Consider the following 15547-nt stretch of genomic DNA (forward strand, 5'->3'; position numbering starts at 1 on the left):
TTTGAATAAAAAATAATACTATGGATGATCGTTATTCAAAGAATAAACTTTATCTAAGCGATGAAGAACAAGAGATTATAAAAGATTTTCCAATTTTGCTGGCAGGAAGCGGTATTGGAAGCGTAATTGCGGAATGTGCGCTGCGTTTTGGTTTTGAAAAAATCACTATTGTAGATGGTGATCAGGTAGAGCGGTCTAATTTGAGCAGACAGAACTATACAGAAGATGATATCGATTCTAACAAAGTAGATGCTTTGGCAAGACGATTGAAATCAATCAATAAAAATGCAGAAATCAATTGCATTGATTTTTTCCTGACGGTCGAAAACATAGGGGATCATATTAAAGGTCACAAAGCGGCAATTAATACGCTGGACTTTTCTTCTCCGGTACCGTTGATATTCGATACCGCTTGTCAAAAGTTAGACATTCCGGTGCTGCATCCTTATAATATCGGATGGGGAAGTCTGGTAACTGTTATTGCCAGAGATGGCCTTCTTTTAAACGCACTGGCAAATGGAGAAGAAGAATTCAATGAATCGACTATGATGGATTACGCTTCAAGTTATTTGAGATTTTGGGGAAATCCGCAAAAATGGATGGACAGTATTATTGAAAAATACAAAATCGAAAAAGGCTGTCAGTCCCCTCCACAAATGGCCATTGCATCATGGTCGGTAGCAGCTCTGTGTACTCATTTGCTTTTTAATATTGCGACCGGTAAAAAATTCAAAAAATTCCCTGAGTTTTATTTATCCGCAATTATAGATGAAGATTTATAGAATCCCTTTTTGGGCTTTTAGCAATGATAATTTACCATGTAGAGACATAGATTTTTGGAGTGTTAGATGTGAAATATAAAATGTGAAACGTCTTAATTTTATCCGGAGAATCTATGTTTCTATGTGTTTAAAGCATAGCTAGAGAGCATAAGGATTTCAAAAATCTGCACAATCTGCGAAATCTGCGAGAAAAACATTCAACACATGGATAGATAGGTTTTAAGAGATGTGTAAAGAGTAAAGAGTAAAGAGTAAAGAGTAAAGAGTGTCTCATAGAAACACATTTCTCTATTATAATGCTCTGTGTTTTGTTAAAAGTGAAACGCCTTATTCTAGGTTGTAAAAGTCTATGTTTCTATGTGTTTAAACCAGAGCCGCAGAGCATAAGGATTTCAAAAATCTGCACAATCTACCAAATCTGCGAGAAAAAAAGGATCGCATAAGGAGATAGGTTTTAAGATATAAAATGTAAAAACTATGTACAAGAGAAAGATGTTCTCTTGTCTAGCACTCTGCGTTTTATTAAAAGTGAAACGCCCTATTTTAGGCTGTAAAAGTCTATGTTTCTATGTGTTTAAGACATAGCTACAGAGTATAAGGATTTCAAAAATCTGCACGATCTGCGAAATCTGCGAGAAAAAAAATATCGCATAAGGAGATAGGTTTTAAGATATAAAATGTAAAAACTATGTACAAAAGAAACATGTTTTTCTTGTCTGGTACTCTGTGTTTTATTAAAAGTGAAACGCCTTATTTTAGGCTGTAAAGTCTATGTTTCTATGTGTTTAAACCTTAGCCACAGAAAAGATACGACAGAAAAAATCTGCGTGGAAATACTCCACGCATAGAAACATAGTTTTTATAAGAATAAAAGAATATTAAATCAGTTTATTACTGGTGGCATAAGCGATGGCCTCAGCAATATTTCCTACCCCCAGTTTGGTAAACAACTTTCTCTTGTGAAACTTAATCGTATCAGCCGATACAAACATACTTTCGGCCATGTTGGCAATGGTAAAACCCCTTATAGAATATTGCAAAACCTCCTTCTCACGGCTGGTCAGTTCTATCTTTTTTAGCACCTTCCAAAAGTCTCCCTCAAGGTCATAACTGAAGATCTTATTTTCTCCCTTTTTATAAATTTTAATATTCCCCGACTGCAATTCAGAAGAAAGTGAGATAATACAAATCGATTTCCAGATTTTACCGTCATTGGTCAGGAAAACAGGAGTCAGTTTTTGATTCACCAAAAAAGTCTTTCCATTAGGATTCTTCAATCTGAAATCATAGGAGATGGTATGATTCAGACGTTCTTCTACAGGAATATTTTGATAGAAGTCAAAACCTATGGTGTTGATTTTTAGTAATAAATCCAGATCTTCTTTGACCACATACTTAAAATAAAAGGCATATCCGAGTTCCTGAACTTCTGCCGGAGTGTGATCACATAAGAATAATGGATTTTCGGATACGTACTCAAACCCTTTTTTTTCGTAATCAATAATATAAATACTACTGTAAGTTGTTCTGGCAAATGCTTTGACCAGTTCTAAATAATTTCCCAGTCTTCCTTTCTCATCTTCAGAGATCTTTTGAACGGTGTTGTTTGAGGAAAAAAAGTCGTTTTCAATTACCATATTTTAATAGTTTTTTAACAGGTTGTGAATATAGGAAAAATTGGAGATATGATGTTAAATTAATTTTATTTCTATACGAATTTAACTTCATTTCAATAAAAATGATATTTGGGTTTTTGGTCGTTTTTTTTCTTTTAAAGTTCATTTTTAAAAACTACACTTAAGGGTAGTTTTTGATTAAAATACTGTAAACTAGTATTTTGTGTAATATGAAGCGTAAATTGTGGTGATAGTTTTGGAGAAAACAAATACTATGAAACTCGCCAAAAACAACCACACAGCAATTAGTCAAAATGACATCTTTCGTATGTCTAAATTTGTAGTCACAGAAAACTTCAATCACCATTCTAATGAAGTTTTTCCGGGCCACTATCAAAAAGATATTGATGCCGTTTACAAAGAAGAAATGAACTTCCTTGAAAACTCCAAAATATTCGCATTTAAAAATGAATTGGGAGACTTTACCGGTACCATCAGAGTTTTAAAATGGGACTTCATTACCCCGCTTCCTATTCAAAAAATGTTTGGTATCAATCCTTTCTTATGTGCAGAAGGAGATGCCATCAATGAAATCTGGCACATTGGACGTTTTGCCATTAAAAAAGGCGTTCGTGATGTTAACCTGCTAAAAAAACTATTGGTTTGTGCCATTGCACCGGTTTGCAAACACAAAGACAATATGGCCTTCGCCGAAATCGATGCCAAACTGCTTCGCGTATTAACCCTAATGGGCATCAAAGCAAAAATTGTGGGCAAATCAATCGAATACCTGGGATCAGAAACAATACCTGTATCGATGTCCTATAATGGTCTTATTACTTTCTACAACGAGAACAAACATTTGGTTACACCGGAAGATTTTGAGCTTTCTTCTGTAAACGATAAACTACCCAATAAGGTAGTATTTAACGCTAACCAATTGAACTACACTTTGGTGTAGTAGCATTTGAAAACCTATATTGTAAATTTACTTCAGTAAAAATAAGTAGTTGGATTCACAACTTTCAGATTTTTACACCACACTCAAAAGGCATCAAAATTTACCTTGAGAGTTCCAACAAAAACATTATTACCAAAATTACTTTAGAGTAAAAAAGGTAAAGCTATTAAACCAAAAAACGTATCTAAAAAAAATAACCATGTGACTGGTAATAGCGCAGCTATGCCCGGTGACGAAAAAAACCAAATAATATGGATCGAAAACAAGGTTGGCATGTTCTTTACGTCAAGTACAGACATGAAAGTAAAGTCTACAAAGAATTAATGGAAAAAAAATTAGAAGCTTTTTTACCTATGGCCACCAGCATTAGACAATGGAGTGACCGAACTAAGAAAATTGAAATTCCCTTATTTCCCAGTTATGTTTTTGTAAACATTAAAAACAACAAAGACTTTCATGATGCTTTAAATGTAGAGAGCGGTTGTTCCTACTTGTCTTTCGGCAAAGAATACGGCAAAGTTTCCGAAGAAGAAATCGCTTATATCAAACTCTTCACCCAGGGAAAAGACATCACCGATGTTCAAGTCGAATCGGCACTGCCAAAAATAGGCGATAAACTTAAAATCGAGCATGGCGAACTATCAGGTTTGGAATGTGAAGTTTTCAGAGTCGACAATCAGCACAGAATCAGCGTACGATTAAGTTCATTGCGCCAGAATATATCAGCGATAATACCTTTGTCGTATCTATCCAATCCGGAAGAAAACGTCTTTGCAAAGGCATAGGTTTTAGATTTTCTTTTCAATTAGATTATCGCCTCCTATATAATGGAGCTAATCATTAAAGTGATTTTTGTACTTGTTATAAAGTGTAAAAGATCTCTTATCTCAATCCTTTTTTACACATCAAAATCTAGTTTTACTACCTGGTAAATCATCACAACACATTGTCTTTTAGAACAATGTGTTTGGTGTTGTACATAGGTTATTTTAAATATATCAGTTATTAATTCAAAAATAAAGCATTTAGAAAACACTATTACGATGAAAGATATCAAATCAATAATTACCGGCTTATCCCATAAAGAAGTACAAATTTTTCTTGATGATTCAGAAGAAAATTTAAGAGTAACAGGAAATACAGCAGCTCTTACTGCAGAGGATAAAAATGATATTTCAACCAATAAAGATCGTCTTATCGCCTTACTTAAAAGCAGTAAAAACAGTGCAAAATTTAATTTTGAGTCAATTTCTGCAGTTTCTGAATCTGAAAGTTACGAAGTATCGGCCGGACAGCGCCGTCTTTGGACTTTGAGCCAGTTTGAAGGAGGGTCTGAGGTGTACAATATGCCTATGCGTACCATTTTAAAAGGTAATTATGATATAGGATACTTTCAAAAAGCGATAATCGCTACTATAGAGCGTCACGAGATCTTGCGTACTACTTTCAAAATGGATGAAAACGGTGATGTGAGACAGTACGTGCAGCCAACAACAGACGTAAACTTCGGGCTGTCTTATGTTGATTTCAGAAATGTTGCAGATAAAGATGCCAGTGTATCCGGTTATATCAAAGAAGATTCATTCGTTCCGTTTGATTTAGAAAAAGGACCATTATTTCGTCTAAGTTTATTACAGACTGAAGAGGATACTTATGTTTTTTATTACAACATGCACCACATTATAGGTGATGGCTGGTCGATGAATGTATTATCAAAAGATGTATTTGCATTTTATGAGTCTTTTGTAAAAGGGATTACTCCTGATCTTGCACCTCTTGCCATTCAATATAAAGATTATGCAAACTGGCAGGCAGTACAGATAAATTCAGCGGTTTCTACCAAGGATAAAGCGTATTGGATGGAAAGTCTTTCAGGAGAGTTACCAATCCTGGATCTTCCTTCAGAAAAACGTCGTCCTTCTGTGAAAACACATAAAGGAAGAAGCTTAAGAGCTTATATTTCTAAGGAAACAACAGCGATGCTTCAGCATTTTACAAAAGAGAACAATGGCAGTACTTTTATTAGTTTACTAACCACGATCAATGTTCTGTTTCATAAATATACCTCAGATACAGATATTATTATAGGTAGTCCGGTTGCAGGACGTGACCATGCAGATTTAGCCAATCAGATTGGTTTTTATGTAAATACTCTTGCCTTGCGCAATACCGTGGAGGCCGAGGAGAATTTTACTTCAATTTATAAGCGAATTAAAGAGCAGACACTGGAGGCGTTTAACCATCAAATGTATCCTTTTGACAGTTTAGTAGAAAACTTAAACATTAAAAGAGATGCAGGAAGAAGCAGTGTGTTTGATGTTTTGTTAGTGCTTCAGAATACATCAGCAAATGAGGTGACGATCGAAATACCAACATCAAAAACCGATGCAATTCTTGATTTAGGAGAAACAGTTTCAAAATTTGATGTAGAGCTTAATTTCAGAGAAGCCGGAGAGCACCTGGTTTTAGATGTTGCTTATAATACCGAGGTGTACGAACATCAAATGATCGAAGGATTAATACGACACTATAAACAAATTCTGGAAGAAGTATTATTTCAACCGGAAACTCCTATTGGAAAACTAACCTACATCAGTCAGGAAGAAGAAAAAGAATTAGTGCAGGATTTTAATGCTACGGCAACGAATTACCCTGTTGATCTTACGCTTATAGACCTCATTGAAGAACAAGTTGCTAATAATCCGGAAGGAGTTGCTTTGGCTTTTGAAGGAGAAGAAATGACTTATGCAGCTTTAAATGAAAAAGCCAATCAGGTGGCTCATTATTTACGCAGTATCAATGCTACAACAGAATCTATAGTAGGATTGTGTATGGAACGTTCTTTTGAAATGGTTATTGGAATGTTGGGTATTATGAAATCCGGAGGAGCTTATGCACCTATTGATCCTCATTACCCGGTTGAAAGAATAGAGTACATTATTAAAGATACTAAAGCAGAAGTGGTATTGGTAAATAACGACAGTATCAACAAAGTTAATTTTCTGGAAGGTACTACGATACTTAATCTTGATCAACAGGATTCAGTACTTGTCAATCAGTCCAAAACTAATCTAGCTGTAGCAATACCGGTTACAAATGCGGCTTATGTAATTTACACTTCAGGATCTACGGGAAATCCTAAAGGAGTTGTGAACGAACAAAGAGGTTTGGTGAACCGTCTGTTATGGGCGAAGGAGTATTATAATTTAACGGCTAACGATGTATTGATACAAAAAACTACTTTCTGTTTTGATGTATCGGTTTGGGAGTTCTTCCTTCCATTATTGGCAGGGTGTAAATTAGTAATTCCAAAACCGGAAGGACATAAAGACAGCGATTATTTAAGAGAGTTGATTGCAGCACACGGGGTAACAATGATTCACTTTGTACCTTCTATGTTAAGTGCATTTTTACTGGATATTGATGTTTCTAAATGCAGCAGTCTGAAAAATGTGGTATGTAGTGGAGAGGCTTTAAAAATAAGCCAGGTAGAAGACTTTCAAAAAGTATTGCCAAATGTTGTTTTGAGCAATTTATACGGACCTACAGAGGCTTCGATCGATGTGACAAGCTGGATTGTTCCTTTTAATGCGGTAGATTTAAAACGTGTTACGATAGGAGTTCCCGTGGCAAACACTCAGATTTATATTCTGGACAGCGAAATGAACATACAGCCTAAAGGTGTTACAGGAGAACTGTACATAGGTGGTGTTCAGGTAGCCAGAGAGTACATCAATCTTCCTGAACTTAATGCTTACCGATTTGTGCAAAATCCTTTTGGGGAAGGAAAATTATACAGAACCGGTGATAATGCAAAGTGGCTTCAGGATGGTACTATAGAATATTTGGGAAGAGAAGACAGCCAGGTAAAAATCAGAGGGTACAGAATTGAATTGGGAGAATTGGATACCGTTATCAACAGCTGTCCGTTTGTACATCAGGGAGTTGTTATTGCTAAAGAAGATGCTTACGGAGTAAATGAATTGGTAGCCTATGTCGTTTTTAAAGAGAATAAAACAAAAGAAGATCTTATTGCTTATCTAAAAGAACACATTCCAGGGTATATGATTCCGGGAATAATGGTACAACTGGATGAAATTCCATTGACATCAAATGGTAAAGTAAACAGAAAAGCATTACCGGATCCAACATTTAGCAGGGAATATGAATATGTAGCGCCAGGAACAAAAACAGAAGAGGAATTGGTGGCGATCTGGCAGAATCTGCTAAATGTAGCGCAAATTGGTATTACCGATAATTTCTTTGAACTGGGAGGACATTCCTTATTAGCAGTACGTTTAATATCGGCAATAAAGAAAGTAATGAACGTTGGCCTTACCATTACAAACATATTCGGTAATCCGACGATCTCAGAGCTGGCTTCTTTTATAGAAAAACAAGATACTGTTTCAACATTTTCTTTGGTAAGTAAACAAGACTTACCTGCAGATATTCCATTGTCGTATGCTCAGGAACGTTTATGGTTTATTGATAAATTAAAAGGCAGTGAACATTATCATATGCCTACGGTATTAACGCTAAAAGGAACTCTTAATACCGACTATCTTTCACAAGCTTTAAAAACAATTGTAGAGCGTCATGAGGCACTCCGTACTATATTTATAGAAAAAGAAGGTGTTGCTTATCAGGTGGTACAATCCTCAGACCGTTGGGAGTTGAATGTTGTTTCGGGTGTCGCAGATTATAAAGAATTTACAGCCGAAGAGATAAACAAACCATTTGATTTATCGAAAGATTATATGTTACGTGCTACGATTATCAAGGTATCAGATGCAGAACATATTTTAGTATTGGTACGCCATCATATTGCAACAGACGGATGGTCTGAATCTATAATCGTTAAAGAATTCAAAGAATTATACGCTTCCTATGCAACAGGAAAAGAAGCTAATTTACCAGCGTTAAACTTTCAATATACAGACTATTCCGTTTGGCAGCGTACCGAGTTGTCGGAAGAGGTATTGGCAGAAAAATTAGAGTATTGGGAGTCTAAATTAACAGGAGTAGCACCTTCTGCACTTCCAACAGATTATGCAAGACCGGCTGTTCAAAGCAGTCGCGGGAACCATATCAGTTTAAAGTTAGACAGCGATCAAAGTGAGGCTTTACGTGCTTATGCGAAAGAGCAGGGCGTAACCTTATTCATGCTATTATCGGGTGTTTACAAAGTATTATTGTACCGTTACAGCGGTCAGTCTGATATTTGTATCGGAACCACAGTTGCCAATCGTCCGCAGCAGGAGTTAGAATCGATGATTGGATTCTTTGTCAATGCTTTAGCCCTTCGCACTGATTTATCCGGTAATCCGTCGTTTAATGAAGTTCTGAAATCGGTAAAACAAACCACTTTAGAAGCGTACAATCATATCGCAGTTCCGTTTGAAAAAGTAGTAGACCGTGTAGAGAAAACAAGAGACAAAAGCAGAAGTTCTTTGTTCCAGGTATTGTTTGTTTTAAACAACAACCCGGAGGCAAAAGTTGCTGAATTTAGTGATATTACCATCGAACCAATGGCAATGAATTATAATATTGCCAAATACGATCTGACCATTTTTGCAGAAGACAGCGCGGAAGGAATCTCTTTTTCATTCAACTATTGTACAGATCTTTTCAGTGCTGCAACAGTGTCAGGTTTAAGATCACATTATGAGAACTTATTAACTGCTATCTTAGAAAACGGTACCTCAGCTATAGGAAATTTGGCCATGCTTAGCGCCGAAGAAGAGCAGGCACTTTTAGTAGAGTATAACACACCTGAGTATGCATTATCAGGAAAAGGAACGGTATTATCTCACTTTGAAGCGCAGGTAGCCAAAACTCCGGATGCGATTGCATTTGTCTATAATGATAGCCGTATGACGTACAAGGAGCTGGATGAAGCTGCTACCAAATTGGCGTATTACTATCAACAAACGTATGATTTAAAACAGGGTGACTTGATCGCCATGATGATGGATACTTCAAATTGGTCTTTATTGGCGATGGTATCCATTCTAAAATCAGGAGCAGGTTATGTTCCGATTGACCTTTCCTTACCAAAAGAGCGTCAGTTGTACATGGTACAGGAAGCCAATGTAAAATGTTTGCTTATTGAATCTTCGAGTTTATTTGATGTAATTGATTTTTCAGTTCCTGTATTTTCTATCGATATTCAGTATGCCGATATCCAGGCACTTCCGCAGGAGGTTACCTTCTCAACATTGGCAACAGAAGATACTACAGCTTATGTGGTGTACACTTCAGGAACCACGGGTCAGCCAAAAGGAGTTCAGGTAAGTCACAAGAATTTGGTAGACTATTACGAAGGATTAGAGGCTAAGATTTCGATCAGTGCTAACAAAAGCTTCGGCTTAATGTCTTCACTTTCTGCCGATTTAGGAAATACCGTATTGTACGGTTCTTTATTAAGCGGAGGCTGTTTGCACTTATTCAATAAAGATACTTTAATGGATGGGGTTAAATTACAAGCGTACTTTAACGCCAACCCAATTGATTGTATCAAAATAGTACCAAGCCACTGGCAGGCGCTGAGCATAAATAACAAGTTATTGCTGCCGGCACGTACTTTAATATTTGGAGGAGACGTACTTCAGGTGTCTTATGTAAAAGAGATCGCAGCACAAGATTCAAATGTGATGATTGTAAACCATTACGGTCCTACCGAGAGTACGATTGGAAAATTATTGCACCAGGTAGATCCAGCTTTTGATTACGTTACCATTCCGGTTGGGAAGTTGTTCTCAGACAGTGAAGCTTATATCGTAAGCAGTGATATGTCGTTATGTCCAATTGGAGTCTCAGGAGAATTATTACTGGGAGGTAAAGGAATCTCGAAAGGTTATCTGAATCGTGAAGATTTAACGCAGGAGAAATTTATTGCCAACCCATTCGCAGCAGGTAAAAGCGCTGTTTTATATAGAACGGGAGACTTAGTTCGCAGAAATTCATTGGGAGAAATCGAATTTTTAGGCCGTGTAGACGATCAGGTGAAGATTCGTGGATACCGTGTAGAATTAAAAGAAATCAGTCGTGTAATTCAGGGGTATTCCGGAATTGTACAGAATGAGGTTTTATTCAAAGAAGACGCTACAGGAGTTAAACGATTGGTAAGTTATCTGGTTGTTGAAGAAGGGTATTCAGAGGCTGATTTGAAAACCTATCTTTCAGGAGTTGTTCCGGATTATATGGTTCCTCAGGTCTATGTTGTACTGGATCAGATGCCGCTTACTTCAAACGGAAAGATCGACAGAAAAGCATTGCCGGAGCCTACAGTTACAGAAGGACGTGTATATGTTGCAGCTGAAACGGAAACCGAAAAAGGTCTGGTTGCGATCTGGCAGGATTTATTGAATGTAGGACAGATAGGAGTTACGGATGATTTCTTTGAATTGGGAGGACATTCTTTGCTTGCCGTTCGTTTACTATCAGCGATTAAAACGACACTTAATGTAGCCATCAATATTACCGATATATTCGATCATACTAATATTGCTGCTTTGGCTTCTTTTATCGAAAGTCAGGACAATACGCTTGCACTTCCTTTGGTTGTCAAACAAGACTTGCCGGCAGACATTCCATTGTCTTATGCTCAGGAACGTTTATGGTTTATTGATAAATTAAAAGGAAGTGAGAATTATCACGTACCGGTATTATTAAACTTAAAAGGAGCTCTTAATACTGATTATTTATCACAAGCTTTAAAAACAATTGTAGAGCGTCATGAGGCATTGCGTACTATTTACTTAGAAAAAGAAGGAATAGCGTATCAAAAAGTTCAGTCTTCAGAGCATTGGAATCTTAATGTTCTTACTTCTGTAGCCGATCAGAAAGCTTTTATCAAAGACGAAATAAGCCGTTCTTTTGATCTGTCTAAAGATTATATGTTACGTGCTACAATTATCAAGGTATCAGAGGAAGAGCATATTTTATTATTGGTTCGTCATCATATCGCAACAGACGGATGGTCGACATCACTTATCGTTAATGAATTTAAAACATTATATGCTTCCTATGCAGAAGGAAAAGAGGCGGTATTGCCAGCTCTTAGTTTCCAATACACCGACTATTCAGTCTGGCAGCGTTCTGAGGTTTCCGGAGATTATCTGGCGGAGAAATTAGAGTATTGGGAGTCTAAATTAACAGGAGTAGCACCTTCTGCACTTCCAACAGATTATGCAAGACCGGCTGTTCAAAGCAGTATAGGAGACTACATAAACTTTAAATTAGATCGCGATCGCAGTGAGGCTTTACGAGCTTATGCCAAAGAAGAGGGCGTAACCTTATTTATGTTATTGCTGAGTGTTTACAAAGTAGCGTTGTACCGTTACAGCGGTCAGTCCGATATCTGTGTTGGAACTACAGTAGCCAATCGTCCGCAGCAGGAATTAGAATCGATGATTGGATTTTTTGTCAACACTTTGGCACTACGTACTGATTTATCCGGTAATCCAACATTTAATGAAGTGCTGAAATCGGTAAAACAAACCACTTTAGAAGCGTACAATCATATCGCAGTTCCGTTTGAAAAAGTAGTCGATCGTGTAGAGAAAGCCAGAGACAAAAGCAGAAGTTCTTTATTCCAGGTATTGTTTGTTTTAAACAACAATCCGGAAGCTAAAATTGCTGAATTTAGTGATATTACGATTGAGGCTGTACCAATGGATTATGACATTTCGAAGTTTGATCTGACCATTTTTGCAGAAGACAGTCCGGAAGGAATTTCTTTCTCATTCAACTATTGCAGCGCACTTTTCAATTCGTTTACGATTACAGGTTTCCGATCTCATTACGAGAATTTGCTGGACACTATTTTAGCAGACGATACCTCATCAATAGGAAATCTGGCCATGCTTAGCGCCGAAGAAGAGCAGGCACTTTTAGTTGATTATAACACCCCTGAGTATGTATTATCAGGAAAAGGAACGGTATTATCTCACTTTGAAGCGCAGGTAGCCAAAACTCCGGATGCTTTGGCATTTGTTTATAATGATAGCCGTATGACGTACAAGGAGCTGGATGAAGCTTCTACCAAATTGGCGTATTACTATCAACAAACGTATGATTTAAAACAGGGGGATTTGATCGCCATGATGATGGATACTTCAAACTGGTCTTTATTGGCGATGGTATCTATTTTAAAATCAGGAGCAGGTTATGTTCCAATTGATCTTTCCTTACCAAAAGAGCGTCAGTTGTACATGGTACAGGAAGCCAATGTAAAATGTTTGTTGATCGAATCCGGCAGTTTATTTGATGTAATTGATTTTTCAGTTCCGGTATTTTCTATCGATATTCAGTATGCCGATATCCAGGCACTTCCGCAGGAGGTTACGTTCTCAACATTGGCAACAGAGGAGACTACTGCTTATGTGGTGTACACATCAGGAACCACAGGTCAGCCAAAAGGAGTTCAGGTAAGTCACAAGAATTTGGTAGATTATTACGAAGGATTAGAAGCTAAGATTTCGATCAGTGCCAACAAAAGTTTCGGCTTAATGTCTTCACTTTCTGCCGATTTAGGGAATACTGTATTGTATGGTTCTCTATTAAGCGGAGGATGTTTGCACTTATTCAATAAAGATACTTTAATGGATGGGGTTAAATTACAAGCGTATTTTAACGCCAACCCAATTGATTGTATCAAAATAGTACCAAGTCACTGGCAGGCTTTACGCATCGATACTGATTTGTTATTGCCGGCACGTACTATAATATTTGGAGGAGACGTACTTCAGGTGTCTTATGTAAAAGAGATCGCGGCACAAGATTCAAATGTGATGATTGTAAATCATTACGGTCCTACCGAGAGTACGATTGGAAAATTACTTCACAAAGTAGATCCTGCTTTTGATTACGTTACCATTCCGGTTGGGAAGTTGTTCTCAGACAGTGAAGCTTATATTGTAAGCAGTGATATGTCTTTATGTCCAATTGGAGTCTCAGGAGAATTATTACTGGGAGGTAAAGGAATCTCGAAAGGTTATCTGAATCGTGAAGATTTAACGCAGGAGAAATTTATTGCCAACCCATTTGCAGCAGGTAAAAGCGCTGTTTTATACAGAACGGGAGACTTAGTTCGCAGAAATTCATTGGGAGAAATCGAATTTTTAGGCCGTGTAGACGATCAGGTCAAGATTCGTGGATACCGTGTAGAGTTAAAAGAAATCAGTCGTGTGATACAAGGGTATCCTGGTGTTGTACAGAATGAAGTTTCTTTTAGAGAAGATGCTTCAGGAGTTAAACGATTGGTAAGTTATCTGGTTGTTGAAGAAGGGTATTCAGAATCTGATTTGAAAACCTATCTATCAGGAGTTGTTCCGGATTATATGGTTCCTCAGGTGTATGTTGTACTGGATCAGATGCCGCTTACTTCAAACGGAAAAATCGACAGAAAAGCATTGCCGGAGCCTACAGCTGCAACGGGACGTACTTATGTCGCACCAACCACAAAAGCAGAAGAGGATTTGGTTACCATTTGGCAAAACCTGCTTAATGTTGACGAAATAGGAGTGACGGATAATTTCTTTGAACTCGGAGGTGACTCTATCATTGTCATTCAGGTAGTAAGCCGTGCCAAGAAAAAAGGTTATCAGGTTCAGGTTCAGGATTTGTTTGACTATCAAACGATTGCAGAACTGGCGGTTGCTGCAGAACGAAATAGCAAAGAGTTTAGTACTGCCGAGCAGGGAATTTTAGAGGGAGAAGTACCTCTATCCCCAATTCAGCAATGGTTTTTTGAAAGAAATGAAGCCGTATTGTCACATTTCAATCAGGCCGTTTTATTGAGCATCGATAAAAAGATCCCGAAAGAAAAACTCGAAAAAACAGTTGAATTAATAGCCAAACGCCATGATTCACTTCGATCAATATACAAAAAAGAGGTCGTTCAGGGACAGGAAGAATGGAAACAGTTTTACAGAGAATCGGTTAATTTCTATCGAACAGAAACGATCGATGACGAAAAGAATGTTGCAGAAGCTGTGACGGCAATTTGTGCAAAATACCAACAATCACTGGATATTGAAAAAGGAGATTTAGCGCGTTTTGTTCTTATTGAAACACCGGACGCTGTACCCTACAACCGATTTTTCATGGTATCACATCACTTAGCGGTAGACGGAGTTTCCTGGAGGTTTATCATCGATGATCTGGAAACACTGCTGACAGAAGAAACAACAGACGAAAAGCTGTATCTGGAAAATAAAAACAATTCGTTCAGAGACTGGATCAATAAGTTGAAAAACTTTGCAGAGACCGAAGAAATAGAATCTCAGTTAGAGTACTGGCAGCAAATTAATAGCGACTATACGCCGCTTCCAACCGATTTTTCGGCCAATAAACCTACCAGACAGACAAAGAAAACTCAGATCGGAATTCTAAATCAGGAATATACCAAACACCTGTTGAAAGATGCCAATTCAGCTTATAATACAGAAATCAACGATTTGATGTTAAGCGCACTTCAAATGACTTTTGAAGATGTTCTGGGAACAAAACGACTGGCATTGGGATTTGAAGGCCACGGAAGAGAAAATGTACTGAAAGACATTGATGTTAGCGGTACTACAGGATGGTTTACCAATAAATATCCGGTGATCCTGTCAAAAGAAAATGCCGAAACGGAAGGCGATATTGTTAAATCGGTGAAAGAAGCATTGCGCAGGATTCCAACCAAAGGAATGGGCTACGGTTGTTTACGTTATTTACACTCGTCTGAAGAAATACGCCATTCTTTAAAAGATTGCGGATGGGATGTTGTCTTTAATTATTTGGGACAGATCGATAATGTGCTGAATCAAAGTGCAGTCTTTTCATCAGCTCCGGAATATGCGGGAGATCATATCAGTCCAACTTCTATACTGGAAGAAAAATTTATTGTAAAAGCCATTATTGTGGCCAATGAACTTAGAATTTCCTGGGATTACTCCGAAGCACAATACCAATCAGAAACCGTTCAGAATCTGGCTGATAAGTATGTAGAATATTTAACCCAGCTTATCGAACACTGTATTAGTAAAGAAGACCGAGAACTAACTCCTTCCGATTTTGGATTAAGCGATTCATTAGATTTTAAAGAGTTTGATGCTCTGTTTGAATCTGAAATTGCCGAAGAATCTCAGGATGAAAGTGTGCTAAGATTCTAAATTCATAACGAACCCTAATAACTA

At 37.4% G+C, this 15547-nt stretch carries 5 protein-coding genes; 4 read left to right on the forward strand and 1 reads right to left on the reverse strand.

Annotated features, from left to right (window positions below):
- Positions 1-20: 20 nt before the first annotated feature.
- Positions 21-782 carry a ThiF family adenylyltransferase gene (locus M4I44_RS10430; protein WP_017498831.1) on the forward strand — a complete coding sequence of 254 codons (762 nt, stop codon included), beginning with the start codon at positions 21-23 and terminating at the stop codon, positions 780-782.
- Between the two features lie 878 nt (positions 783-1660).
- On the opposite strand, the gene M4I44_RS10435 is transcribed toward M4I44_RS10430, so the two are convergent.
- A complete protein-coding gene (locus M4I44_RS10435) occupies positions 1661-2419 on the reverse strand; it encodes a response regulator transcription factor (protein WP_089077184.1) in 759 nt (252 codons plus the stop codon).
- Positions 2420-2672: 253 nt separating this feature from the next.
- Here M4I44_RS10435 and M4I44_RS10440 point away from each other — a divergent pair, with 253 nt between their 5' ends.
- The 3 genes from M4I44_RS10440 to M4I44_RS10450 all read left to right on the forward strand — a co-directional run bounded on the left by M4I44_RS10440 (position 2673) and on the right by M4I44_RS10450 (position 15523).
- A complete protein-coding gene (locus tag M4I44_RS10440; protein WP_249967238.1) occupies positions 2673-3359 on the forward strand; it encodes a hypothetical protein in 687 nt (228 codons plus the stop codon).
- A 251-nt stretch (positions 3360-3610) separates the two neighbouring features.
- Positions 3611-4144, forward strand: a complete 534-nt coding sequence (locus tag M4I44_RS10445) for a UpxY family transcription antiterminator (RefSeq protein WP_017495544.1) — start codon at positions 3611-3613, stop codon at positions 4142-4144.
- Positions 4145-4402: 258 nt separating this feature from the next.
- A complete protein-coding gene (locus M4I44_RS10450) occupies positions 4403-15523 on the forward strand; it encodes a non-ribosomal peptide synthetase (protein WP_249967242.1) in 11121 nt (3706 codons plus the stop codon).
- The last annotated feature ends 24 nt before the right edge of the window (positions 15524-15547 follow it).

The organism is Flavobacterium sp. B183, from assembly GCF_023539155.1.
In the GTDB taxonomy this organism is placed as follows: domain Bacteria; phylum Bacteroidota; class Bacteroidia; order Flavobacteriales; family Flavobacteriaceae; genus Flavobacterium; species Flavobacterium tructae.

Coding starts and splice junctions, on each gene's coding strand:
- M4I44_RS10440 (WP_249967238.1), top strand. CDS start 2,673: ATGAAACTCGCCAAAAACAACCACACAGCAATTAGTCAAAATGACATC.
- M4I44_RS10445 (WP_017495544.1), top strand. CDS start 3,611: ATGGATCGAAAACAAGGTTGGCATGTTCTTTACGTCAAGTACAGACAT.
- M4I44_RS10435 (WP_089077184.1), bottom strand. CDS start 2,419: ATGGTAATTGAAAACGACTTTTTTTCCTCAAACAACACCGTTCAAAAG.
- M4I44_RS10450 (WP_249967242.1), top strand. CDS start 4,403: ATGAAAGATATCAAATCAATAATTACCGGCTTATCCCATAAAGAAGTA.
- M4I44_RS10430 (WP_017498831.1), top strand. CDS start 21: ATGGATGATCGTTATTCAAAGAATAAACTTTATCTAAGCGATGAAGAA.